Here is a 26040-nt window from a genome sequence, read left to right as displayed (position 1 = left end):
GGGTTGAACAGAAATTTTTGTTCAACCCCTTTTCTATTATTAGTTTTGGCTCAGTCTAAATATTGCAGAGGCATGAGGAGCTATTTTTTTTATAATTTTTTCATTTTTTACAGTTTCCTTTTCTTTACTCCAAAGGTTTGTTACGGTTGTACTGTTATTTAGACCCAGTTCTTTCATTGTTACTGAAATAACTCGGGTTTCTTTATCATTGCTATTGAAAAACGCTAAATATTTATCTTTTGAATTGGGTACATTTGCAGTCCACACAATTAAGCCTTTCTCATTTTTTAATTCATGATTGTTGGTACTGTTTTGGTTAACGTTTAAAATATCCTTGTTGGTAATCAGCGAGAGGGTAAAATCGTCGTTGCTTGGCAAATCTCCGCCAAACATTAACGGAGAGCGGAAAATAGCCCACAAATTCATTAAAGTATATTGTTCATCCTTTGTAAATCCGGTCATTCTTTCTTCGCCCCGCTCTCCCCTTATCGAAATTCTTCCCAGCGGAAGCATGTCGGCATCCGGCCAATGTCCCGGTCCACTGTACGGAGCCCAGTTTTTACACAATTCAAACATGGGAGCCATGTATCTCCAGTTATCCCAAAAATCATCACAAATGCGCCAAAGATTGGCGTGTGTTTTTACATGTTCTGCATTTTCAAGAGGGGTGGCTCCTGGTGAAGTACTTAAAACCATTGGCCTTCCGCAATTTTCTATAGCATTTCTGATAAGCTCTATTTCTTTCTGGTGATAAGGGCGTGATAAATTGTCAATCTTAACATAGTCTACTTCCCAGCTTGCATAGAGTTCAAACAACGAGTTGTAATATTCCTGTGCTCCTGGTTTTGAAGCATCAACGGTATACATATCTCGTAACCACTTGCATTGCAGCTCTTCTGAAAAAATATCTTTTGCTGAATATTTTGTGCCTTTTACCGGTGTATCTTTTTTAACTGCTTCAACCGGAATCCCGCGCATGAGGTGAATCCCGAATTTTAGCCCTTTTTTATGAATGTAGTCTGCTATCGGTTTAAATCCTTGATTCCCCGCAGATGATGGGAATTTATTTGTTGCTGGAATTAATCTTCCATATTCATCCATACAATAAACAGGGTCGGTTTGATTGTATCCTTGTGCCTTGGTATTTTCAACATACCATCTTATATCAACCACAATATATTGCCAGCCAAAAGATTTTAATTTTTCTGCCATATAGTCAGTGTTGGCTTTTACTTCTTTTTCTGTAACGGTTGGCCCATAGCAGTCCCAGCTGTTCCATCCCATTGGTGGATTTTCAGCCAAAGAGTAAAACTCAGGAGTTTTATTTTGAGAAAGAAGAGGTTGCAGCATGACAAGAAAGCCAGCTGCCGCTGATATAAGTTTTTTTAATTTCATCGGTTTGTTTTTTTGCTAAGATAATAAAAGTGCAAATGACTTTTAACAATTAGAGGTTCTATTTTTTTAACTAAAAATAATATGAACTTATTGAAGGAGATTAGGTATAAAAAGAAAGAAGGAGGCTCATCAGCCTCCTTCCTAAATGTTAACCCCCAAACACACAATATGGGATGAATCCCAAATGCGCTTCAAATGTAAATAAAATTCCAAAATATCCTATCAGAAATTAATTTTTTTTAACGAATTGTCAAATTTCTGATCGATTAAGTGTCTTTGTCAGAGTATTTATTGATATATGTCAATGTTTTGCGTCGAAAAATAGTTGAAAATAATCTTTCAGCTTGCAAAATGTAAGATTAAAATGTATAACTAATCAAATTTGGAATCCGTATAAAAGTCAAAACAACATCAAAAGTCAACGGTCATGTGTTCCAAAATGTTTTACCTTTTTTTGGTTTTCAGTTTGATTGGTTTCAGGGGATTTTCTCAAACTTTAGATATTGAGTGGGAGAAAAAGACAGGCAAATCCGGTTCGGATGTTTTTAATTGTATAATCGAAGATGTGAATGGAGGATACACTGTAGTGGGTTCTTCGCCGGCGGTTAACCGGGATGATTTGGATTTTTGTTTGGTGAAGTTTTCTGCCGAAGGACAGATAATTACCGAAAAAATATTCGGAACAGAAAGTAACGATTTGTCATCAGGTATTTCCCAGTTTGTAAGTGGCGAATATATTGCTGTGGGGAATAGCGTTTTGGATGCCGGAAAAACTCATGTTTTTTTTCTCAAAGCAGATGTTGATGGAAACGAAGTTTGGCAGAAGAGCCTGAATGAATTGGAGAATATTTCTGTTAATGATGTTTTTGCTTCAGATGATGGCGACTTTGTGACCTGTGGCTCAGTCCTAGTTTCAGAGGGTTTCAGAAAAATATGGCTGGCTGAATTCGATAATGATGGAGAATTATTATGGGAAAAAACATACGGTGAAAATGTCATAGAAGAAGTTGGATCCGTGAAGAAGTTACCTGATGGAGGCTTTGCTATTGCTGCACAAACTGCCGGAGAAGTTGCTCAGGAATCAGACCTGTTGGTAATACGTTTCAATAGCGAGGGAAATAAAATATGGGAGGAACGGTATAAAATGCCCAAAGTTAATGTGAGACCTGAGTGTATTTGTTGCAGCCCCGACAATAATTTTATTGTAGCGGGATGGTACGGCACCTGTATGAATGATATCAATTCGGACAATCCGATTTTTGATTATGATCTTTTTTTAACCAAAATATCGCCGGAAGGGGAACTTATTTGGTCAAAGAATATCGACAGTGAGGGCTCTGAAGGTGGAAATACAATAGCTGTCCGCCCGGACGGTAAAATAGTAGTAGCCGGTAAAAAGGAAACTTCATTTTTAGGCAGGGTAGGCACTTGGTTGGTGCTTGCCGATTCTGAAGGCTCAATATTGTCAGAGGCTGTTTTTCCCTTCAATTTTGGAAATGACAAAGTATCAGAGATAATTAGTACGTCCGACGGGGGGCTTGTATTAATTGGTCCTGGAGAAATGAATTTAGATCTGCGAAATACTGATGGGTGGATTAAAAAAATCAAGGCGTTTTAAGTATTTTATTATAACTTTATCAGCATTCTTAAATGCTTGTTTATGAAAATAAAGTTCTTGTTGTTTGTAGCTTTGAGTGTTCTTGTTGTCGGTGTTAAAGCTCAATATCCGGAGGTTGAAAATGAACTGGATAAAAAAGTAAAAACCTTTATTGTAGACAATGCTCATAGCTGGCGCGATATGAATGTTCCTCTTTCAGATGGCAAAATTCTTTATGATATAATAGTTAAGAATAATTATAAAAGCGCGGTTGAAATAGGCACGTCAACCGGTCATTCCGCAATCTGGATTGCATGGGCACTTAGTAAAACAGGAGGTAAGTTAACTACCATTGAGATTGATAAAAACCGCTATTTACAAGCCCGGGCAAATTTTAAAAAAGCCGGGGTTTCTGATTTTATTGACGCGCGATTGGGCGATGCTCATGAATTGGTACCACAACTTCCCGGGAAATACGATTTTGTTTTTTGCGATGCGGACAGATATTGGTTTAAAAACTATTTTATCGCGATGGATCCTAAAATGAAACGAGGAGGATGTTTTACAGCTCATAATGCTGCTCAACGCTCGCGGGGAATTAGAGAGTTTTTAGAGTATGTTGAAAGTCTAAACAATTACGAAACATCAATCACAAAGGATAGTAGGGCGGGAATATCTATGAGTTATAAAACCTGGGAAAAATAAATAAATTGGAACTTCCTGATAAACTTCAGAGAAAGCTTGGATTATTTCCGGTAGTAAATATTGTTGTTGCCAACATAATTGGTGCCGGTATTTTTACCACTACCGGATATCTGATGGGATATTTAGGTAATCCGCTGGTCATGTTATCACTCTGGTTTTTGGGAGGTGTAATTTCTTTGTGCGGAGCGTTGGCTTTTGGTGAATTGGGAGCTACTTTCCCTGAAGCAGGAGGCGAATATATTTTTATCTCGAAACTTTTTCATCCACTTCCGGGATTTCTGAGTGGCTGGTTATCGTTAATAGTTGGTTTTTCAGCGCCGATTGCAGCATCAGCGATTGGCTTTTCCAGTTATTTTACCTGGGCTTTCCCGCAGTTTCAGCAGTGGCTGCAAATGGAAAGTTTTGTTAGTGAAGATCTGTTTAATCGTTTGCTGGCTATTATAATCATTCTTGTTTTTACTGCGGTACATTACAGAGGAATTGTTCTCGGAGCAAAAGTGCAAAACGGACTAACTGTGATGAAAGTCATCTTAGTTGTTGGGCTGATAATTGCCGGCTTAACTTTTGGAGAGGGAAGTTTTCAAAATTTGGCTCAGGCAAAAGAATTCCGGTTTGATTTTGGTGGCTGGAAATCTATTGGGCTTTCTCTTATGTTTATAATGTTTGCCTATAGCGGCTGGAATTCAGCGACGTATATTGGTTCTGAAATTAAAAATCCTAAAAAAGTAATTCCCGGTTCACTTTTAATTTCTACTGTAATTGTTATAGTGCTGTATTTGTTGCTAAACGTATTTTTTGTTTATGCGGTGCCTCCGGGAAAGATGGTCGACGAACCCGAAATCGGGGGACTTGCTGCAGGGTTGGCTTTTGGTAAAGTGGCAGAGATGGTTATTTCGCTTTTGATTTCGTTTGCTCTTTTTTCGTCATTGAGTGCGTTTATTTTGCTCGGTCCGAGGGTTTACTATTCAATGGCCAGGGAGGGTTACTTTTTTAACTTTGTATCCAGAATTCATCCCCGGTATGAAGTGCCCCATCTGGCTGTTTTACTTCAAAGTAGTATCGCAATAATATTAGTACTTTCGGGTACTTTTGAGCAAATTCTGGTTTATATGGGATTTTCATTGGGCATATTTCCGATTATTGCTGTTTTGGGGATTTTTAAACTGCGTTCAAGGAAAGAAAGTAAACTCAAATTGCCAGGTTACCCTTTTGTTCACATCTTTTATATCTTAACCGGAATAGTAATGTTGGTTTTGGCCTATTTTGAAAAGCCAATTGAATCTACGATTGCTGTGTTGACTGCGCTTTCCGGAATCCCTGTCTATTACTGGTTTAAAAGGAAACGAATTGACTAGTGTGATGCAATCTGGTTTAGTTCATTCAGCATATCATCGATTTGAGACTTTACTTCTGATTGCAGAATTTTGTATTCAGAGTGACTTACCGGTTTCCCGTAACGAATAAATACCTTTGAATAAGGTTTTCCCATTTGTCTGAAAAAGTGTCCCAAAAAAGTGTCCTTCCCAACCCATGCATCATTTGCATCTTTATAATGAATGGCCATTGGAATAACTGAAATTCCTGTGTCTGCGGCAATTTTAAAACTTCCGTTTTTAAAGGGTTTTGTTAACGGTCCTTTGTAGGTGGTTCCTTCGGGGAAAAGTGTAACCGGTATATTTTGGTTAACTGAAGCTTTTATTTGGTGCATGGTTTTAAGCATGCTTTTTATTTCTGAACGATCAACTAAAATAGAGTTGGTTACTTTAGCTCCAAGTTTACCAAAAGGCCATTTTTTTAGCTCGGCTTTACCAACCAGAGCTGCAGGCGTAAGTCCTGCAACAATAAATATATCAAGATAGCTTCTGTGGTTGGGCATTAAAATAAAGTTGTTACTTGCAGGCAGCTCATTTCGGTCGATTTTTATTCCCAGAAAAAAAATGATGCTTTTTCCCCAGGTTCTCATAACCCATTGTTGCAAACGTTGACTAAACCCAAAAAGATTAAGCCAAAACCAACCCACAACAACAACATAACCCGACATGAATACGACAAACATTAGCCGGAGAAGTGTTAAGGGAGAAAAAAATATCGCGCGTAATAACTTCATAATAAGGGAAAAAGGTTTTGCTCTTTGTTTGCGTAGATAAATATTTTGCTCCAGAAAAACATTTTTGTCGGCAAAAGTAAAATTTATAATGTTCAGATTTACTTAATTATTATTAATTCTTGTCATAAATTGAGGCTAATCCAAACGTTCAATTCAACTAATACCTACTTTTACTTTCGAAAACAAACAAGAAAACAGAGAACGTGATAAAAAAAATACTGTCGCAGGTATTATTTCTATTACTGACATTGTTGGCAGCCGGACAAAAAACTGATGTTTCAGGTAAAATTACCGATGCCGGAACCGGAGAGCCAATCCCTTATGCAAATATTATTTTTAAGGGAACCTACATCGGAACAATGTCGGATGTAAATGGAAACTACCAGATTTCAACAGCTAAACCAACCGGGGAAATTGACGTTTCTGCCATTGGTTACAAAAAACAATCAGCTTCAATAAAAATGAACGAAAGCAATAAAATTGATTTTGTGTTGGAGGAAGAGGTTGTTGAGTTGGGCGAAATTAAAATTCTGCCAGGCGAAAATCCTGCGAATATTCTACTTCGGAAAATTGTCGATAATAAAGACCGTAACAATCCGGATAACTTCCTTTCGTGGAACAGCCAGATTTATTCAAAAATTGAATTCGATATAAAAAATGTAAAAAGCAGTTTGAAAGATAAAAAGCTGCTGGAACAGTTTGCTTTTGTTTTTGATTATATCGACTCGATGGAAATTCAGGGAAAAACATTTTTGCCGGTGTTTTTTAATGAAACCGTGTCGAGTTTTTATCACGATGCTAAAAACAAAAAAGATCGAGAAGAAATTATTGCCAACAAAGCGTCAGGTATGACCATTGATATGTTTTCGCAGTTTACCGGGAAAATGTATGAAGATGTAAATATTTACGAAAATTACATTACGTTCTCTGATATTGGTTTGATTTCGCCGGTGAATAATCTGGGCTTGCAGTTTTATAAATATTACCTTTTAGACAGCGCGCAGGTCAACGGAAGCAAAATTTACGAAGTTTCGTTTAAACCAAAACTTCCGCAGGAACCTGTTTTTAAAGGAAAATTTTGGGTTGAAGATGGAAGTTTTGCATTAACCAAGCTGGAAATGCAGCTTTCGGAAAAAGCGAATGTAAACTTTGTAAATAATCTTCAATACAAAATTGAGTTTGAGAAAACAGACAGCACCTGGACTCCACGCAACGAGTCGATTATTGCCGATGTGGATTTGCAAAAGGATAAAAATTCAAAACATCTTGGTGTAATTGTTCGGAAAAATAACATTTACGAGCATTTCAAATTTGGATCGGTTGCTAAAAAGGTTGAAACTTTAAAAGAACCTATTACGGTTACCGATGGCGTGATGGATAAAAGCGACGATTATTGGGAGAAAACGCGCCCGGTAGAGTTACAACAGCGTGAGTCTGATATCTACGAAATGGTTGATTCTGTGGTGAATCTTCCAATTTATAATACTGCTCAGGAAATTATTCACACCTTGTATTACGGCTATGTCGATTTGGGGAAAATAGAGTTGGGGCCTTATTATTATATGTACAGCAAAAATAAGGTGGAAGGCAACCGTTTTCGGTTTGGCGCCCGCACAACCTACGATTTTGATACGCATTTTAGGTTTAATGCTTACGGTGCTTACGGTACGCTCGACGATAAATTTAAATATGGTGGCGGTTTGGAATATTTTTTCTCAGTGAAACCTTTGGATGTAATTTCACTGCAGGCAAAACACGATATGGAAATGCTCGGAAAAAGTGACAATGCTTTTATGGAAGAGAATTTTATGACCACTTTGCTGAGTAAACGCCTCAATTCGAAATTAAACATGACCGACCGAGTTGATTTCCTGGCAAACCACGAGTGGCGTTTAGGTGTTTCTTCGGAGTTTGGTATTTCTTATGCCAAATTTAATTCAGCGCCGTATGTGCCGTTTTTAAACCAGGCTGGCGAAGAAGTGCCGTACCTAAAATCGGGGGAAATAAAATTGGGTATGCGTTATGCTCCGGGCGAAGATATTGTTCAGGATGATTTTGACCGATCTTCCTTTGCAAATTACGACCCCACTTTTATGCTTTCTGCAACAAAAGGAATAAAAGGATTTTTAGGCGGCGACTACAATTACTGGAAAGTAAATGCCGGATTTTCCGACCGAATTAATATAAATCCTATTGGGTTTAGTATGGTTTATTTGCAGGCCGGAAAGATTTGGGGCGATGTTCCTTTTCCTTTTCTTAAAATTCATGAAGGGAATGAAACTTATGCCTACGATACTTACGCGTTTAACATGATGAATTACCAGGAATTTATCAGCGATACTTACGCAAGTATTTTTTGGGAACACCATTTTGTTGGTTTTTTTCTGAATAAAATGCCCTTGTTCCGAAAATTAAAATGGCGCGAAATTGCAGGGATGAGAAGTTTATGGGGAAGTTATAACGGAAACCATGAGAATAGTCTTTTGCTGCCCGGCGAGATGAAAGGTCTGGGTGGAATGCCTTACACCGAGTTCTCTCTCGGTTTGGAGAATATATTAAAAGTTATTCGTGTTGACGGCGTTTGGCGCTTTAATTACAACGACGATATAAAACGTCAGTTCGGTATTTTTGTAATGTTGAAACTGACATTGTAGAGCATAAAAAAAGCTGAAAAAATTCAGCTTTAATTGAGGTTCCTGGCGGAGTCGAACCGCCGTACACGGTTTTGCAGACCGCTGCCTAGCCACTCGGCCAAGGAACCATGTTTCGTTTCGGACTGCAAATCTATAAAAAAATGCATTTCCGGCAATATGTAAATTCAGATTTTATTTTCTTAGTTTTTCCCATTTCCTGTTCGTATGACAGTGGGTATTATTTTCGTGCCAGTTTTTTGAACAGGTATTAAGATTTATTTTAGGATCTTTCCCTTGGCTCAGTTCCTCTTTTTTTGAGTGAGAAAAGCTGTTTTTCCCTTTTCCTTCATTTAGTTTGTCAACATTAAAAAACATCTTTCAAAAGCTTTTAAATTTGTTTCGAATTTACGAATAAAAAGTTTGAAAAGTGTTTTTATAGGCCCGAAGTAAGATGTGGTAATATTTTTTTAATTTGAAAATGGAGTTAACCAAACAATATATAAAAAGAACCTTGCTAAAATTAACAAGGTTCTTTGAAGAATATTTTTCCCTTTACCAGACTTTGGAAGAATTTGGGCTTTTGTACCAGTCGGCATACATCGTTCCATTTGATTCAGCCCAGCTTGCAAAATTAGAATAGGCATCAGTGATTTCAATTTTTTCCATTGGATAGTCGAATGGTTCGAGTATCAGCAATCCCCATGGAAGATTATTGCTTGTTTTGTAATACCGGTCGCTGGCAGGTTCTGAAGTGTCATCAGAAGCTCCGAATTCGTAAGTCATTAAATCTGTAGGTTTTCTGTCTGCCAGGTGTATTTCTGTTCCTCTTTCCTGATTTTTAATAAGGAAGAAGTTGAAGCCTGCAGAATTTATTTTATCCAGACTTATAGGTTTGTTTTCAAAAGAAACAGTAATTGTAACTAAGTCAGAAGTTCCAATATGTCCGTTTTTGACGGTGTTGAACATCGAACCGCCGGCTCTGTATAGTACATCGTTTACATTTTCAATCGCAATAATAACCGCCTTGCTTTGGCCTGCTTCTGTTCCGTTATTATTTAGTGAAATTCCGCTTGCTGAATTTTTAACTGCCCCTGATACTGATGTTACTTCAGAAGAGGCGACATCGTCAAATTGGATACCTAAGCCATTCATATTTGAAGCACCAACTGCTTTTACTTTGAAGTCCAAAACAACTTTAACAACCTTGTTGTTGCTGTTTGTAGCATATTTTCCTTTTACATAGACGACTAGGTCGTTGAAGTCATAATCTCCTTTTGATGGCCAAAGATCTTCGAATACAAGTGTCGCACTATCTGTTTCGTTTGGAAAATAGGAATTGTACGATGTATTTGGGTCGTCGGGATAGTCGTCTTGTCCGTCGGGTACACCATCGCCGTCGCCATCAGAAGTGGGGGCCTCTCCAATTCCAACGGGGTTGCAATCTGATTTTGCAATATAGTTTTGACAATAGGTAACAGTTGATGCGATTGTTCCGTTGTTTACTTCGATTCCTCCTTCGTCGCAAATATCAATATTTCCAGTAAGAGCACCTCCTCCGTTTATATGAGTTGTGGAAGAAACGCTCAAACTTGAGTAGTCACCTATGCCGTTAATTTCATCATTAACTGTTAGGTTGACAGTTTTAATCATCGCGCCAGCTGTCATAGTTGTAGAGTTGCTGCTATTAATAGAAAAAGTTCCTCCGCAGGAAATGTATCCACTGTTTTCTAAAGTGCTGTTTTGTGCAAAATTACCGGTAACAATTAATTTGCAGTTGTTTATAAAAGTACTTCCTCCGTTGTTGGTGAAATGTCCCGACACTTCCATTGTGCCGCTATTCTCCGATGCGTTGTCATTGTTGAAACTTCCTGAAATGTTAAGCTGCCCGGTATTTAGCAGTGTACCCTGAGAGTTGATATTCAGACCGGAAATATTGGCAGTTCCATAATTGTTAAAGACTCCACCAGGAGAAAAGTTCTTGTTGAGATTAACGGTTCCCCAGTTGCTTAATTCCTGGGAACTGCTGTTAAGGTTGAGGCTGTTTGAAAATGTAAGTATCCCCGAGGAGGTTACTTCAATAGATCCGGCGGTATTGAAATTTATATTCTTAATTGTGACGTTGCCACATATTCTTAATATTCCTCCACCGTTTTGAATATTAACATCTCCGGAAAAGTTTGAGGTAACCAAATATGTTTTTCCATTCTCTACATTAATTCCTCCGGATGTGGCGGCAATGGTAACGTCTCCGGTGCATTCCGGGCTGTCAGGAGCTTCTGCGCTTAAAATTGCTGCGCTTTTGGTTGCAGAGCTTTCAGTAAAAGTGTAATTAATAATGCTGCTTGTGCTTACCGAATCTATTGCCGAATTTCCTGACGGGAATTCACATTTTAAATATAGAGTAGAAATGTAAGTCGGAATTTGAATTTCATTTTCAAAAGTGGTTTCGTCGTTTAATCCACAATTAATAATCAGTTCGCCGCCTGATTCCGGATTACCGTTATAAACAGAAACTTTTGAATTTAACTCTGGGGTGTCGGAAATTGCATTTATTACCAGGGTTACGTTTTTGGAGGTTTTCCATGAAAAGTTTTCCGACACATTCAGGTTGTCCATTGTTTTTTTATATTCTGAGGTAGCAGCTATTTCTTCCGGTTCTGTCAGGCATGATGAAAAAGAAACAATCAAGACCATTAAAATGGGCAGGATATAAAACCTTTTTTTTGTTCTTAGCTGGGTTTGTTTTTGGTAATTTGTATTGTCCATAACTTTTTACTTTCTGTTTTGTGTTTTCATTGAGGATTGTTCTAAAAACATGCCAATTGTTTTAATGTGTTGATTTTGAGGTTGTTTATTTCTTGATTAAAAGATGGTGTAGTCTTGTATTGGGACAACTTTGTCTTGATTTGGGTTCTGTTTTATTTTTGGGACTCTGGTGTTGAAGGGATTGTATGAAGACTTTTATTTCGTTTTTTGAGAAAGCGTTACACTTACTTTTTCAATTTCTCCTCCCATTGGTGGGTTTATCTTGGATATTTTTACTTGTGCATTTTTTATTTCGGGAAAGTTTTCAAACAAAGAATTCAGAATTCGTTGCACAACATGTTCCAAAAGATGAGAGGTATTTTGCATTTCCTTTTTTACCAGATTATATACTTCCTGGTAATTTGTTGTGTCGCTCAAATTGTCTGAAATAGATGCTTTTGTGCAATCGGCTTCAAAACGCAAATAAACCTCAAAATTATTCCCTACAACTCTTTCTGTTTCGTAATGACCGTGAAATGCATAAAATTGCATTCCCTCAATTTCGATTATTCCCATTCTTTTTTTTTGACGAAATTAAAAATTAGTAACCATTCATAATTATTCAAAGTAGTATTAATTAAACTCACAGATCATTTTTTACATTTGTGTAATAAATAAAGTAGATTAAAGAAAATGGCGGATAATTCTGTAACGAAGGAACAACCAAAGAAAGTAAATTTTATACATCTTCAAATTGATGAGGATTTAAAACTAGGGAAAAACGACAGTCGGGTGCATACCCGATTCCCTCCGGAACCCAATGGTTATCTACATATTGGACATGCAAAATCAATTTGCCTGAATTTTGGTATCGCAAAAAAATATGATGGTAAATGTAATCTTCGTTTTGATGATACGAATCCTTCAAAGGAGGAAACAGAATATGTGGAATCGATCCAGAAAGATGTTCGTTGGCTTGGTTTTGATTGGGAAGATCGTTTGTTTTATGCTTCTGATTATTTTGATAAGTTACATGAGTTTGCTGTTCAGTTAATAGAGGAAGGAAAAGCATATGTTGATGATCAGAATTCTGAAGTGATAAGTAATCAGAAAGGAACGCCAACACGTCCGGGAATGGAAAGCCCGTTTCGAAACCGTTCGGTAGAAGAAAATCTGGATTTGTTTATGCGGATGACCGCCGGTGAATTTGATGAGGGGGCTAAAGTTCTGAGGGCAAAAATAAATATGGCATCGCCAAATATGCACATGCGTGATCCGATCATTTACAGGATTATGAAAGCGCATCATCATCGTACCGGTGATAAATGGAAAGTTTACCCAATGTATGATTTTGCACACGGGCAAAGCGATTATTGGGAAGGAATTACTCACTCCATCTGCACATTGGAATTTGAAGTGCACCGGCCACTTTACGACTGGTTTGTTGATCAGTTGCAGGAATCAGATTACCGTCCGCGTCAAATTGAATTTGCGCGTTTGAATTTAACTTACACTGTGATGAGTAAAAGGAAATTACTCGAACTGGTAAAAGACAAACATGTTAATGGATGGGATGATCCGAGGATGCCTACCATTTCAGGGTTCAGAAGAAGAGGTTATACACCGGAGTCGATTCGTAATTTTTCTGACCGAATCGGAGTAACAAAGGTCGATGGAATGATCGATGTGTCGCTTCTGGAGTACAGTGTTCGTGAACATCTGAACAGAACTGCTCAACGGGTAATGGGAGTTCTGAATCCGCTAAAAGTTGTTATTACAAATTATCCCGAAAACGAGTCGGAAGAACTCGAAGCTATAAATAATCCGGAAGATCCGGAAATGGGAACGCGAAAGGTTCCTTTCTCGCGTGAATTATATATTGAGCGTGATGATTTTATGGAAGAACCGCCGCGGAAATTTTTCCGCCTGGCTCCGGGACGAGAGGTACGTCTGCGTTATGCTTATTTTGTTACCTGTACAAAGGTAATTAAAGATGAAGACGGTGAAATAGTAGAACTACACTGTACGTACGATCCTGCATCAAAAGGTGGAAATTCACCGGACGGAAGAAAAGTGAAAGCCACTCTCCACTGGGTTTCAGCAATACATGCTGTCAAATCAGAAGTAAGATTATATGATCGTTTATTTTCTGATGAAGACCCGGGTGGGCATAAGGATGTTGATTTCAAAGATTTTATGAATCCAGATTCCTTAAAGGTTTTAAATGAATGTTATTTGGAGCCCTTTGTCAGGAAATCAAAACCTTTGGATCATTTTCAGTTTGAACGCTTAGGATATTTTAACTTTGATTATGATTCAACACCGGAATTACCGGTATTTAACCGCACTGTTCCATTAAGAGACTCGTGGGCCAGGGCTCAAAGTAAGAAATAAAAAAAGCGGGATTTGCACCCGCTTTTTTGTTGTCTAACGGTGAAAAATACATTTTACCGATACATTCCCCGTGTTAACCGAATGTTAAGTGACTTGTTGGGGCTGGTGTTTTACTTTTGTTTTTATAAATAGTTAAAATACCGCAACATGGAAAATAAACCACAAAAAGACAATTCGAGAATCGTTTTAGCATTCGTTTTAATTGGAATAGGAGTTTTGTGGATTCTCAGAAAGCTGGGATTTTATATTAATCTGCCAGATATTAACTGGCAGAACATCTTTTTCCCTATCCGGCAATTCTTTCACGGATGGGGACATTTTATTTTCTCCTGGCAGATGATTTTAATAATTGTTGGTTTGGTTTTGCTTGCAGGAAAACGATCTCTTGGGATCGTTTTTATCGTTATCGGGGGGATATTTATATTACCAAAACTATTTTATTTCCCCGGGCTAACATTTTCTTTAATTTTTCCGGTTCTTTTAATTGGAATAGGGCTGGCAATGGTGGTAAAACGAATTTGAACTTGTGTCGATAATACACAAACTTCAATTTTACTAAAGTTTTTTAATGATTAGTTTGGCAAGAAAGGTATATTTGAAACAGTAAATAAGAAAAAATGGAACATCATAATTCATCGGGGAAAAGAATTTATTTCGGATTATTTTTAATCGCAATCGGGGGATTCTGGATTTTGGAACGTTTGGATTTGATTCCTGATATTTGGGACGACATATTTATCTCGTGGCAAATGCTGTTAATTGGTATTGGTGTATTTTCTCTGGTTGGAGGAAACAGAACCAGTGGGACAATTCTGGTCGTTCTTGGTGGCTTTTTTCTTATTCCTGAAATCGTAACGATTCCTTATGAATTGCGGCGGATTGGATGGCCGGTTTTGATCATTGCTCTCGGTGTCATTCTTTTAGTTACTCACCGAAAGAAAAATGAGCCGGTTATGCACGACAGGAGTAACCTTGGAATGGATTATTTCGATGATTTTGTCGTCTTTGGAGGACGGGAAGTTTTTATCAACTCCCTGAACTTTTACGGAGGCAAAATCACAACTATTTTCGGCGGAGCTGAGTATGATCTTAGGAATGCAAATTTGTCTTCCAACGGCGCAGTAATTGATTCTGTCTCGGTTTTTGGAGGATGTGGATTTAAAGTTCCGCCTGACTGGACTGTCAAAAATGAAGTAACAGCCGTGTTTGGCGGTTTCTCTGACAAGCGCGGAGCCTCACCCCACCAGGTGAGCTCAGACCCTTCAAAAACATTAATTATAAAAGGTTTTACTGCTTTTGGCGGTGTTGAAATTAAACACTACTAAACTTTAAAGATGGACTTTAGGCATCCGTTTATAACCAATCCCCGAATAGCAATCTACTATGGTCTTTTCTGGGGAGTTGCTGCAGTTGCAAATATTCTTGTATTAACAATAAGTAATAATTTTAATGCTGTTGAAGCAATTGTTCAGGTATGTGCTTTTATGCTTTCATTTGCAGTTATCGGCGCAGCCATATGGTATGTTATCAAATTCAGTACACTCGAGAATAACAGTTTCTGGAGGGTTGTTTTTGCGCACGCCATTGCTGCATCAATTATCATATTTATATGGATGTATTTTGGTGTTGTTACCATAAAGTTATTCCATCCGGATCCGGTTGGTTGGTTTGAGCAAAACAGAATGGCCAATGGTATTTTTACCGGTTATGCAATGTACACCATATATGTTGTATTTTTTTATGCAATTAATTATTACAATGGGTTTAAAGAAAAACTAAGAAGCGAAGGAAAACTAAAGGCACTTGTAAAGGAGGCTGAACTCCATGCACTAAAGTCTCAAATAAATCCTCACTTTCTTTTTAACAGCCTGAACAGTATTTCGTCTTTGACCATGACCGATCCGGAAAAGGCGCAGGAGATGGTTATCAATTTGTCGCAATTGATGCGGTATTCTTTAAAGCACGATCAAAATGAAAAGGTTTCTTTTAAACAGGAACTGGAAAACAATAAATTGTATTTGCACATCGAAAAGGTGAGGTTTGGGAAAAAACTGAATCCCTCGTTTGAAATTGATGAAAAGTCATTTAAAGCTGAGATTCCAAATATGATTTTGCAGCCATTGTATGAAAATGCAATTAAGTATGGTGTTTACGAAGCAACTGATCCCGTTGATGTAAAAACGGTCAGTACAATGACGGAAAAAGGACTGGAAGTAATTATATCAAACACATACGATCCAAATGTACTCAGCAAAAAAGGAGAGGGAATCGGACTTCGAAATATTCGGGAAAGACTTCAGATTATTTATGGGAACCAGGGACTCTTAAAAATTTCAGATAATAAAAAAGAATTTGTAGTAACTTTAACTATTCCGCAAAAATAAAGTGTTATGGCTGACAAATTAAAAACCGTAATTGTAGAAGATGAAGAATTAGCCCGTAATTTGTTAAAATCATTTTTAAAATCGATTGATAAAGTTGAAATTATTGGAGAATGTGAAAATGGTTTTGAAGGAGTAAAGGTGATCAACGAATTAAAACCGGATTTGGTTTTTCTTGATATACAGATGCCAAAAATTACCGGATTTGAAATGTTGGAGTTACTGGAACATAAACCCAATATAATTTTTGCCACTGCCTATGACCAATATGCGTTAAAAGCGTTTGAATATAATGCGGCCGATTATTTGCTGAAACCTTATTCAAAAGACAGGCTGACTGAAGCAGTTGACAAAGTGGTCGAACGAATTCAAAAAGAGGGTGTAAGCTCTGATGTTGCCGATAAAGTGAGTGATTTTCCAAAAGAAGAATATCTGGACAGGATTGTGGTGAAAGATCGCCATAAAATTCACATTTCTCCGGTCGATCAGGTGCGGTATATAGAGTCAATGGACGATTATGTAATGATTTATACAACAGAAGGGCGCTATATGAAACAAAAAACGATGAAATATTTTGAGGCCGCCCTTAATCCCAATGATTTTATTCGTATTCACCGTTCCTATATTGTTAAGGTTGATGAAATCAATGAGATACAGCAATATGAAAAGGAATCTTATATTGTAATTCTACATGACAAAACAAAACTGAAAGTAAGTAAAACCGGTTACAAGAACCTGAAAGAGGTGCTGAACTTTTAGTTTGTATTTTATTGAGACTTTTCTCTCAGAATTTCATGTCGGATATAAACGCTTCGATTTAATAAACTAATTTTTTACATTTGGGAATAACTACTTAAATTCCTGAATCGTGAAAAAAGTCTGGCTTATTTTTCTTCTGCTTTTTAATTTTGCAGCCCAAAATTTACTGGCATCTGAAGTTAAGGTTGAAAACCTGAAAACCGAGATGCGTGTCAATCCTCTGGCTGTTGAGGCCCGAAACCCTCGATTGAGTTGGGAAATTTTAGGCGAACAAAGAGGAATTGTCCAAACACATTATCAAATTATCGTTTCGTCCAGTCCCGGAAAGTTGAAAGAAAATATTGGAGATGTATGGAATTCAGGGAAGGTACATTCGGATAAATCTGTAAACGTTTTATTTAAGGGTAGCGAGTTAAAAGAACGCGAAACCTGTTACTGGAAGGTAAAAGTTTGGACTCCAATAGGTGAAAGCAAATGGAGCGAGCCGGCATTTTGGTCGGTGGGCTTGCGGTATCAAAATAGTTGGATGGGCAGCTGGATTGGTTTTGAGCGTGCTTTTCCCTGGGACGAGGAGGCTGTTTTTTCAAAACTCTCAGCAAGATATTTTCGTAGAGAGTTTGAAGTAAAAAAAGAAGTACTGTCAGCAAAAGCTTACATTGTAGGGCTTGGTTTGTATGAATTGTTTTTTAATGGCGAAAAAATTGGAACCCAGGAGTTGGCTCCCACGCCAACCGATTTTTCAAAAAATGTTAAATACAATGTTTTTGATGTTACCGGGGAGATCCAACCGGGCAAAAACGCAATCGGTATAATTCTGGGAAATGGCAAATTTTATTCTTGCCGTAAATATAAATTCTACAAAATAAAGGATTTTGGTTATCCTAAAATGCTGTTTCAGCTTGAAATAGATTACGTTGATGGGACAAAAGACTTTGTTGTTTCTGATGAAACGTGGAAAGGAACCGCCGACGGGCCGATTCGAAGCAATAACGAATACGATGGCGAAGAATATGACGCACGTAAAGAAATGCCCGGATGGAACAAGGTGGGTTTTGACGAGAAAAGCTGGTTGACAGCAGAGGTGGTTGATGGCCCTCCGGGAGATATCGAAGCCCAGATGAATGAAAATATGAATGTAATGGCAATTGTTAAACCGGTTTCAATCACACATCTGACACCAGAGAAATTTGTACTCGACATGGGGCAAAATATGGTGGGCTGGATAAGGTTTAAAGTGAGGGGAGAGAGAGGCGCGCAGATAAGCTTGAAATTTGCCGAAATTGTAAACGATAAAAATGAAATTGTGATCGACAACCTGCGGGATGCAAAATCAACTGATGTTTACACGCTGAAAGGTGAAGAGACAGAAGAATGGAATCCGACTTTTGTTTACCATGGTTTTCGTTATGTAGAGGTTACCGGTTACCCTGGAAAACCGGATTTGGCGAATTTTATCGGAGAAGTTGTTTACAATAACATTGAAAACAGTGGGACTTTTGAGAGTTCAAATTTATTACTTAACCAGATTTTTAAAAATGCATGGTGGGGAATAAACGGGAATTACAAAGGAGTTCCGGTTGATTGTCCGCAGCGAAATGAAAGGGAGCCCTGGCTGGGCGATCGTGCAATTGGTTGTTACGGAGAAAGTTTCCTTTTTGGAAATGAGAATTTATATGCAAAATGGCTTGATGATATTCGTCTTTCGCAAAAAAAAGATGGCAGCATTTGCGATGTGGCTCCGGCGTATTGGAAATACTACTCTGATAACATGACCTGGCCCGGCACTTTTTTAATGGTGGCCGATATGCTTTACACTCAGTTTGGTTATGAACGCGGAATCGTGGAGAATTATGCTGCCATGAAAAAGTGGCTGGAGTATATGAAAGAAAGGTACATGAATAATGATTTTATAGTAACCAAAGATAGTTATGGCGACTGGTGTGAGCCCCCTGTTACCATTGAAGAAGGAATGGGAAAAACAGCTAATGTAAAATACCCTAGCACTTTGATTGCCACAGCATACTATTATTATTTTATGCAATTGATGCAGAAATTTGCTCTCATTTCCGGACAAGTTGAAGATATGGAGGTACATGAAGAATTAGCCCAAAAAATAAAAAAAGGGTTTAACGAGCATTTTTTTAATTCCCGGAGTTCGTTTTATGGTGAAAATAAATTAACTGAAAATTTATTACCTCTTTATTTCGGCATGGTTCCCGGGAGTCATGAGCAAAAAGTATTTAATACCATTGTTGAAATAATTGAAAAAGAGAATGACGGACATCTTAGCACTGGTATGATTGGAGTGCAGTGGTTGATGCGGACATTAACGGGAAACGGGCGGGCAGACCTGGCTTATCAACTGGCAACAAATAAGACTTATCCGAGTTGGGGATATATGATTGAAAACGGAGCAACTACAATTTGGGAGTTATGGAACGGAAACTCGGCAGCACCCGATATGAATTCGTATAACCACGTTATGATGCTTGGCGATTTATTGATTTGGTATTACGAAAATTTGGCAGGAATAAAATCCGGTTCTGAAGCTCCCGGGTTTAAGCAAATTATTATGAAACCTGAAATAATTGAAGGGCTTGATTTTGTAAACGCAAGTTACCGTTCAAATTATGGTTTAATCAAAAGCAGTTGGGAAAAAACAAACAATAAGTTTCGCTGGAAAGTTGAAATCCCCGCCAATACTTCAGCAATTGTTTATATTCCCGGTAATTCTGTTGCCGCTGTTACCGAAGGTGGTTTGCCTTTGAATAACAGCGATATTTTTAAATTCATAAAATTGGACAAAAACAGGGTTGTATACCGGATTGGGTCCGGGACTTATGATTTTGTTTCCGGTTTTTAAGCATTTTCAAAATACGAAAGCTTTGTGTCGCAATGCAGATATATTTTTCTGAAAAAATGTGTGTATCGTGACATTCGTCCTGTTTGACTTAGTTTTTCATTTGTATTTTTTGAGTTTGTTTTTGAATTAGCTGAATATCCCGAAAAAAATATTAAACTAAATAAATGATTATGAGAAGATTTGTACTTATTCTGGTTGCTGTTTTTTTTGTTTCGACAGTGACTTTTGGAAAAAAGAAAGAAGAAACGAAAGCAAAGGGTGATACCATTATCACCAGCAGTTTGGTGAGTGGTTTAAAATTCCGCAATATCGGACCAGCCTGGGCAAGTGGACGAATTGCCGATTTTGCCGTAAATCCCGACAATCCCAAAGAGTATTATGTAGGAGTAGCAAGCGGTAATGTTTGGAAAACTACAAATAACGGAACAACCTGGAAACCCATTTTTGATGGTTATGGAGCTTATTCTATTGGAATTGTAGAACTTGATCCAAATAATGCAAATGTGCTCTGGGTTGGAACCGGTGAAAATAATCATCAACGTGCATTAGGTTATGGAGATGGCGTATACAAATCGTTGGATGGAGGTAAGTCTTTCAAAAATATGGGATTGAAAGAGAGCCGTCAGATTGGTGGAATTGTGATTGATCCCCGGAATTCAGATGTTGTTTTTGTCGCGGCTGAAGGTTCTGCATGGGGCCCGGGTGGCGACCGCGGTTTGTATAAAACCGTTGATGGGGGTGAAAACTGGAATAAAGTTCTTGAAATAAGTGAGAATACAGGAGTAAACAATGTTCTTATGGATCCTTCCAATCCTGACATTATGTACGCCACAGCAGAGCAACGTCGCAGAACATCGTTTACAAAAATCGGCGGTGGCCCGGAATCAGCTGTTTATAAGTCAACCGATGGTGGCGAAAACTGGAGAAAAGTTATGAAAGGCCTTCCATCCGTTGACATTGGTGGAATGGGAATTGATGTTTCCCCCGTTGATCCAAATGTTGTTTATTTAATCGTAGAAGCAGCTGACGATAAAGGCGGGTTTTTTCGCTCAACAGACAAAGGAGAAAGTTGGGAAAAAATGGGTGACTATCATTCGAGCGGGCAATATTATAACGAAATAGTTTGTGATCCGAAGGATGTCGATAAAGTCTATTCAACAGAAACTGTATCGAGGGTTACAACTGATGCAGGTAAAAACTGGAATCGAATCAGTACCGACGGAAGACATGTTGATGATCATGCCATCTGGGTAGATCCTGCTGATACCGAACATTATTTGATAGGTGGAGACGGAGGTATTTATGAGACCTGGGATTCAGGCACTACTTTCGATTTTAAAGAAAACCTCCCGGTTACGCAGTTTTATCGTGTTCATGTGGACAATGCGGAACCTTTTTACAACGTTTATGGCGGTACTCAGGACAATAACTCAATGGGAGGACCTTCTCAAAATATTATGCGTGATGGTGTAATCAATGATGAGTGGATTGTGACACTGGGCGGCGATGGATTTTGGGTGGCTACCGAACCGGAAAACCCGGATATCGTTTATACCGAATACCAATATGGAAATGTATACCGCTATGATAAAAAGAGCAAGGAAGCCATTAATATTAAGCCACGTGAGAGAAAAAATGAACTGACATATAAGTGGAACTGGAATACTCCATTATTTGTAAGCCCGCACAAAGGAACCCGTGTTTATATGGCTGCGAACAAGGTTTTCAGAAGCGAAGACCGAGGTGATACATGGAAAGTTATCAGTGACGATTTAACCGCGCAGGTGGATCGGAATAGTTTCCCGGTGATGGGAAAATACTGGCCTGCCGACGCAGTTGCAAAAGACGTTTCAACATCGCAGTGGGGAACCATTGTGTCGCTGGCAGAGTCGCCTGTTAAAGAAGGTTTACTTTATGCAGGAACCGACGACGGAGTGATTTCAGTTACCGAAAACGGAGGCGATTCCTGGACACAGGTAAAATCGTTTCCCGGTGTGCCGGAACATACATACGTGAGTGACATTTGGCCCGATCGTTTTGATGAAAATGTGGTTTACGCCACTTTTGATAATTTAAAACGCGACGATTTTAAACCTTACATTTATAAAAGTACCGATAAAGGACAAACCTGGACTTCCATTAGTGGCAATCTTCCTGAAAACGGAACAGCTCATACCATTGTTCAGGATTTTATTCGCCCCGAATTACTTTTTGCAGGAACTGAATTTGGTGTGTTTTTTACAATTGATAACGGTGAAAACTGGGTGCAGTTAAAATCCGGAATTCCGACCATTGCCGTTCGCGACATTGCTATACAGGAACGTGAAAGTGACCTGGTGCTGGCTACATTTGGTCGTGGATTTTATATTCTTGATAATTATAGCCCGCTGCGCGAAGTTTCACGCGAAATGGCGGCACTGGAGGCAAAAATATTTCCTGTAAAAGATGCGCTGTTGTATATTCAGGACAGTAACAAGGATAACCAGGGGAGTACATACTTCAAGGCACCAAATCCGGAATACGGAGCCACATTTACCTATTATTTGAAAGAAGTTCCGAAAACTAAAAAACAACTTCGAAAGGAAGAAGAAAAGAAATTGTTTAAAGAAGGAAAACCGATTCCGCAACCTACCTGGAGAGAACTGCAACTGGAAGATAAGGAAGAACCAAGCCATCTGATTTTTACCATCTATGACACAAATAATAATGAAGTCAGACAAATTACAACTTCCCCATCAAAAGGAATAAACAGAATCAATTGGGATTTACGTTATTCTATGCCGACAAGCGTTCGTGTAAACGGCAGTTTTAATCCGGCTTCGGCAGGACGTGGTGGCCGTCGGGGAGGTGGAATTCTGGCCATGCCGGGAACATACAAAGTAGGCTTGCAGATGTGGCACGAAGGGGAGTTGACTACTCTGGCAGAGCCGGTTGGATTTGTTTGTAAAAAATTGAACAATACTACTCTGCCGGCAGGAAACTATCAGGAGAATGTTGAATTTGCACAAAAAGTGAGCAAACTTGCGATTGCAGTGATTGGAACAGGGCAGATGATTGAGGATATGAGTTCAAGAGTGGAACATATTAAACAAGCCATTTATTCAACGCCGGCTGTCAGTCAGGAATTGATGGATAGAGCGCGGGCGCTGGGTAAAGAACTGGAAGAACTTAATTTCAAAATGAATGGTGTTCCGGCCAAAGCCAGCGGGGAAGAAGTTCCGCCGGGCCAGGTGCCAATCAACGACAGGTTAGGCAATATTACTTATGCACATTACGGTTCAACAAGCGGAATCACCACAACTGAAAAAGAAGGCTATGAAATTCTTGCTGAGGAATTCTCACCCGTTTTAAATGCCTTGAAAAAAATTGTTGAACAAGATATTCCGGCATTGGAAGCTGAGTTAAATAAAATAAATGCTCCATGGACTCCCGGACGGATGCCGGTTTGGAATAAATAAAAATACAAAGCTGTTTATAAAGTAACTAAAAAGCCCGGAAAAACCGGGCTTTTTTTATGTGACCAGCGGTTTTTAAACCGTTTCTAAGTCTTTATTTTGGTTCAATTTTGGTGACGACAACATCAATGAAAACTATTCTTTTTAGTAGAGTAACTATTCTTAATAGTTGATAAACTATAAAATATAGTTATATTTGTTTTGTTGTTCCTGAAAAATGATAGTTCAAATTTAAAGATAGCCTCTGTTTTTGTCGTTACGTCTTTGAGCTTTCCGGCAACAAATGCCTCAGATTATTGCAGGTGCAATTGACGCCGGATATTTTGAAAGAATGCCGGATGAAACAGGGGAGTCATAATAGAAGGTTGTTTAGCTATGAAAAAACTCACGCAAAAGGAAGAGGAAATTATGTACCTGTTTTGGGAGAAGGGCCCAATGTTTGTAAAAGAGTTAAAGGAATTTTACACCGAACAGAAACTGCATTACAACACCCTTTCCACTATTGTTCGAAGTTTAGAGGAAAAGGGATTTATTGACCATGAACAGTTTGGAAATACATACCGATATTTTGCAGCTGTTACCAAACAGGAATACAGCAAAAAAACACTCGGGAGAGTGGTGAAAAAGTACTTTGATAATTCGTATGAAAATGTGGTCTCTCTTTTGGTAGAAGATGAAAATCTTTCGCTGGAAGAATTAAAAAAGTTAATTGAAGAAATAGAGAACAGTAAAAAATAAGAGATGACTCCCTTTTTTATTTATATTTTGAAATCTTCAGCTTGCTTGGCTTTATTTTTTATCGTGTTCAAACTGGCCATGAGCAGGGATAAAACGCACAAATTAAACCGTTTTTTACTGCTGGGAATATTGTTTTTTTCGGCGCTGATTCCATTGGTTCAACTTCCTTTTTTTTATAAAAGAACGGTAGTTAAACCCGTAGAATTTGTGCGCGAAGTTTTTATTCCTGTAAGTCCATCTGTTGAGGTTTATACGCCCGGGATAGAAATTGCTTCCCTACCTGAAAATACCGGGATTCATATAAATCCATGGTTGGTTTTCTATTTGATTGCAATTTCTTTTTTAATACTTCGGCTGGCGATATCGGTTTTTCGGATTTTTCAGTTGTACAGGCGCTCTGAAAGAATTGGTTTTCGCCGGTTTGTATTGGCTGTCGTGAGAGATTATATCCAGCCCTTTTCTTTTGTTAAACACATTTTTATTTCTGAAAAAGATTACGAATCAAATCAAGAAATTTTAATTGCACATGAAGCGGAACACATCAGGCAGAAACACCATATCGATTTGTTTTTACTTGAGGCTTTTACTTTGTTTTACTGGTTTAATCCTTTTATGTGGTTGTTGCGGCGCGATTTAAAATTAGTTCACGAGTACCAGGCCGACCAGGCCGTTCTGCAAAAAGGCATCGATGCAAAAAAATATCAACTGTTGGTTCTTGAAAAAGCTGTTGGCGAAAGACGTTTTGCCATGGCAAACCATTTTGTACAAAAACCAATTTTTAAACGCATGAAAATGATGAAAAGTAATCAAACAAATCGTTGGGGCGGACTAAAGCTGATGTACTTTGTTCCGCTGATTATTTTGATGTTACAGGCTTTTACCCGGCCTGAACTGATTCAGAGAACCGAAGAGTTGATTCCATCTGTTTTTCAAAAGAATGAACAGGAGAAATGGTTGGAGAAATGGACTTCAGAAGAGATTGGGAAGGGTTTTTTTGATCCTGACATAAGAACAGAAAGTTCGTTAAAAAAAGACAATAATGTTTTGGTGATTTTAATGAATGCTAATGATGAATATTTGATTGAAGGAGAATATCATAAAGCAGTTGAAATAAAATCAATTGTGAAAAGCTTTTTGTATGGCAAAAATCCGGATGGAAAAAAAGGTCCTGATTATTTGGAAAAACAAATTCCGGCTATTGGAAAATTAAAAGTCTCACAAGGTATTATTTCTTACAAACATGACCTTGCCTCTTCCTCTGAAATGGTGAATAACACGATAAGAGCCATTGGGGAAGGCTGTATGGAAGTTAGAAATGAAAAAGCAAAGGTGTTATTTGACCGGGAATATTTTGCTTTGGATGATGAAAGACAGGAAGCTGTTGACAAAGCTGTTCCCATTTGGTTCTCGTATATGTCACCCAAATCACCAACCCCAAATGTCTGGTTACCTTTTGAAAGAAAACCATCGCCACCTGGGCCAATTGAAATTACTTTTAAAGGGAATGGAAATGTAATTGTTGAGAATCACAAATTTGATTCGTTTGAAGAATTTGAAGAAAATCTAAAATATTGGACCAGAGAATTAGACGAGTTCAATAAAGATCGACGAAGTCAAGGATTTTATCGTGCAAACGTTACTTATGAAGATATTCCAAGATCTGAGCAGAAAAATATAAATTATATTTTGTATAAGAATAATGTTCATGTTAAGCATATAAAAAGTAATGTGGGATTTACATCTGTAATTATACAAATAAAATCAGACTTTAATGAAGCCGATTTGAAGGAGATTCGGCAAAAGGCTGAAAAAGACTTTAAAAAGTATAATGGTGAATTTAATGTTCTGATTCAATTTGCTGACAGAGTTACAGAAGAACAAATAGAAGCAGTTGAAGATATATACAAGGAGCTGGGAGTAAAAAATATATCAGCTAAAGAAAATGAACGACCTTCTCTCCCGTTACTGTTAATACACCTTTATCCAAATGAAGTAAAAAACGTCTTTTTAGATACGATTTCAATGGAAGATGTTTCTGAATATACAATGAGTTGGTTGGAGAAAGTCAGGTCGGAATATTCAGCAGCTATCTACGCTCATCAAAATGTATCAGAGGAAAGGATACAACAATTGAAAGAAAAAATTAGGGATGGCGGAGTAGAAGCACAAATAAGTGTAAAAAAATTGAATTAAGTATATTTTGCACTCACAATTTTGTGGTCAATGGAGCCTGTAAAACCCGGTCTTTTTTGGGGCTGGAGGTTCCTG

General features: G+C 38.1%; 18 protein-coding genes and 1 tRNA gene. 13 read left to right on the top strand and 6 right to left on the bottom strand.

Annotation, left to right across the window (positions count from 1 at the left end):
• Positions 1 to 39 precede the first annotated feature (39 nt).
• The gene (locus tag GM418_RS06705; protein ID WP_158864405.1) at positions 40 to 1395 is read right to left on the bottom strand and encodes a glycoside hydrolase family 27 protein; all 1356 of its coding nucleotides are present in this window, start codon (positions 1393 to 1395) and stop codon (positions 40 to 42) included.
• 427 nt (positions 1396 to 1822) lie between these two features.
• Here GM418_RS06705 and GM418_RS06700 point away from each other — a divergent pair, with 427 nt between their 5' ends.
• From GM418_RS06700 to GM418_RS06690, 3 genes are read left to right on the top strand one after another with little or no spacing between them, the layout of a single operon-like run.
• Positions 1823 to 3013, top strand: coding sequence for a PQQ-binding-like beta-propeller repeat protein (locus GM418_RS06700; RefSeq protein ID WP_217447723.1), 1191 nt, complete (start codon positions 1823 to 1825; stop codon positions 3011 to 3013).
• Between the two features lie 42 nt (positions 3014 to 3055).
• Positions 3056 to 3697, top strand: a complete 642-nt coding sequence (locus GM418_RS06695; RefSeq protein ID WP_158864401.1) for an O-methyltransferase — start codon at positions 3056 to 3058, stop codon at positions 3695 to 3697.
• A 5-nt stretch (positions 3698 to 3702) separates the two neighbouring features.
• Positions 3703 to 5052, top strand: coding sequence for an APC family permease (locus tag GM418_RS06690; RefSeq protein WP_158864400.1), 1350 nt, complete (start codon positions 3703 to 3705; stop codon positions 5050 to 5052).
• Here GM418_RS06690 and GM418_RS06685 read toward each other — a convergent pair.
• Positions 5049 to 5804: a lysophospholipid acyltransferase family protein gene (locus GM418_RS06685; protein ID WP_158864398.1), complete on the bottom strand. Its 756-nt coding sequence runs from the start codon at positions 5802 to 5804 to the stop codon at positions 5049 to 5051. The genes GM418_RS06690 and GM418_RS06685 overlap by 4 nt on opposite strands.
• 203 nt (positions 5805 to 6007) lie before the next feature.
• On the opposite strand from GM418_RS06685, the gene GM418_RS06680 reads away from it, so the two are divergent.
• Entirely contained in the window at positions 6008 to 8458 is a 2451-nt protein-coding gene (locus GM418_RS06680) for a DUF5686 and carboxypeptidase-like regulatory domain-containing protein (RefSeq protein WP_158864396.1), read from the top strand.
• Positions 8459 to 8494: 36 nt separating this feature from the next.
• On the opposite strand, the gene GM418_RS06675 is transcribed toward GM418_RS06680, so the two are convergent.
• The 4 genes from GM418_RS06675 to folB all read right to left on the bottom strand — a co-directional run bounded on the left by GM418_RS06675 (position 8495) and on the right by folB (position 11758).
• Positions 8495 to 8565: transfer RNA gene (locus GM418_RS06675), tRNA-Cys, on the bottom strand.
• 64 nt (positions 8566 to 8629) lie between these two features.
• A complete protein-coding gene (locus GM418_RS06670) occupies positions 8630 to 8812 on the bottom strand; it encodes a hypothetical protein (protein WP_158864394.1) in 183 nt (60 codons plus the stop codon).
• A gap of 177 nt (positions 8813 to 8989) precedes the next feature.
• Positions 8990 to 11203: an LruC domain-containing protein gene (locus tag GM418_RS06665; RefSeq protein WP_158864392.1), complete on the bottom strand. Its 2214-nt coding sequence runs from the start codon at positions 11201 to 11203 to the stop codon at positions 8990 to 8992.
• A gap of 195 nt (positions 11204 to 11398) precedes the next feature.
• A complete protein-coding gene (gene folB, locus GM418_RS06660; protein ID WP_158864390.1) occupies positions 11399 to 11758 on the bottom strand; it encodes a dihydroneopterin aldolase in 360 nt (119 codons plus the stop codon).
• Positions 11759 to 11875: 117 nt separating this feature from the next.
• Here folB and GM418_RS06655 point away from each other — a divergent pair, with 117 nt between their 5' ends.
• The 9 genes from GM418_RS06655 to GM418_RS06615 all read left to right on the top strand — a co-directional run bounded on the left by GM418_RS06655 (position 11876) and on the right by GM418_RS06615 (position 25965).
• Positions 11876 to 13576: a glutamine--tRNA ligase/YqeY domain fusion protein gene (locus tag GM418_RS06655; RefSeq protein ID WP_158864388.1), complete on the top strand. Its 1701-nt coding sequence runs from the start codon at positions 11876 to 11878 to the stop codon at positions 13574 to 13576.
• Between the two features lie 147 nt (positions 13577 to 13723).
• The gene (locus tag GM418_RS06650; RefSeq protein ID WP_158864386.1) at positions 13724 to 14098 is read left to right on the top strand and encodes a LiaF transmembrane domain-containing protein; all 375 of its coding nucleotides are present in this window, start codon (positions 13724 to 13726) and stop codon (positions 14096 to 14098) included.
• Between the two features lie 95 nt (positions 14099 to 14193).
• On the top strand, positions 14194 to 14901 hold the full coding sequence (locus GM418_RS06645; RefSeq protein ID WP_158864384.1) for a LiaF transmembrane domain-containing protein: 708 nt from the start codon (positions 14194 to 14196) through the stop codon (positions 14899 to 14901).
• 9 nt (positions 14902 to 14910) lie between these two features.
• Positions 14911 to 15960 carry a sensor histidine kinase gene (locus GM418_RS06640; protein WP_158864382.1) on the top strand — a complete coding sequence of 350 codons (1050 nt, stop codon included), beginning with the start codon at positions 14911 to 14913 and terminating at the stop codon, positions 15958 to 15960.
• A gap of 6 nt (positions 15961 to 15966) precedes the next feature.
• Entirely contained in the window at positions 15967 to 16716 is a 750-nt protein-coding gene (locus GM418_RS06635) for a LytR/AlgR family response regulator transcription factor (RefSeq protein WP_158864380.1), read from the top strand.
• A gap of 109 nt (positions 16717 to 16825) precedes the next feature.
• Positions 16826 to 19579 carry a glycoside hydrolase family 78 protein gene (locus tag GM418_RS06630; RefSeq protein WP_217447722.1) on the top strand — a complete coding sequence of 918 codons (2754 nt, stop codon included), beginning with the start codon at positions 16826 to 16828 and terminating at the stop codon, positions 19577 to 19579.
• 170 nt (positions 19580 to 19749) lie between these two features.
• Complete coding sequence (locus GM418_RS06625; protein WP_217447721.1) at positions 19750 to 23037, top strand: VPS10 domain-containing protein; 3288 nt, start codon at positions 19750 to 19752, stop codon at positions 23035 to 23037.
• Between the two features lie 372 nt (positions 23038 to 23409).
• Positions 23410 to 23772 (top strand): BlaI/MecI/CopY family transcriptional regulator, encoded by a 363-nt coding sequence (locus tag GM418_RS06620; protein ID WP_158864376.1) that lies wholly within the window; start codon positions 23410 to 23412, stop codon positions 23770 to 23772.
• A 78-nt stretch (positions 23773 to 23850) separates the two neighbouring features.
• Positions 23851 to 25965 carry a M56 family metallopeptidase gene (locus GM418_RS06615; RefSeq protein ID WP_158864375.1) on the top strand — a complete coding sequence of 705 codons (2115 nt, stop codon included), beginning with the start codon at positions 23851 to 23853 and terminating at the stop codon, positions 25963 to 25965.
• Positions 25966 to 26040 lie beyond the last annotated feature (75 nt).

Source organism: Maribellus comscasis, assembly GCF_009762775.1.
GTDB classification, from domain to species: Bacteria; Bacteroidota; Bacteroidia; order Bacteroidales; family Prolixibacteraceae; genus Draconibacterium; species Draconibacterium comscasis.
This window is presented reverse-complemented; position numbering and strand designations above follow the sequence as displayed.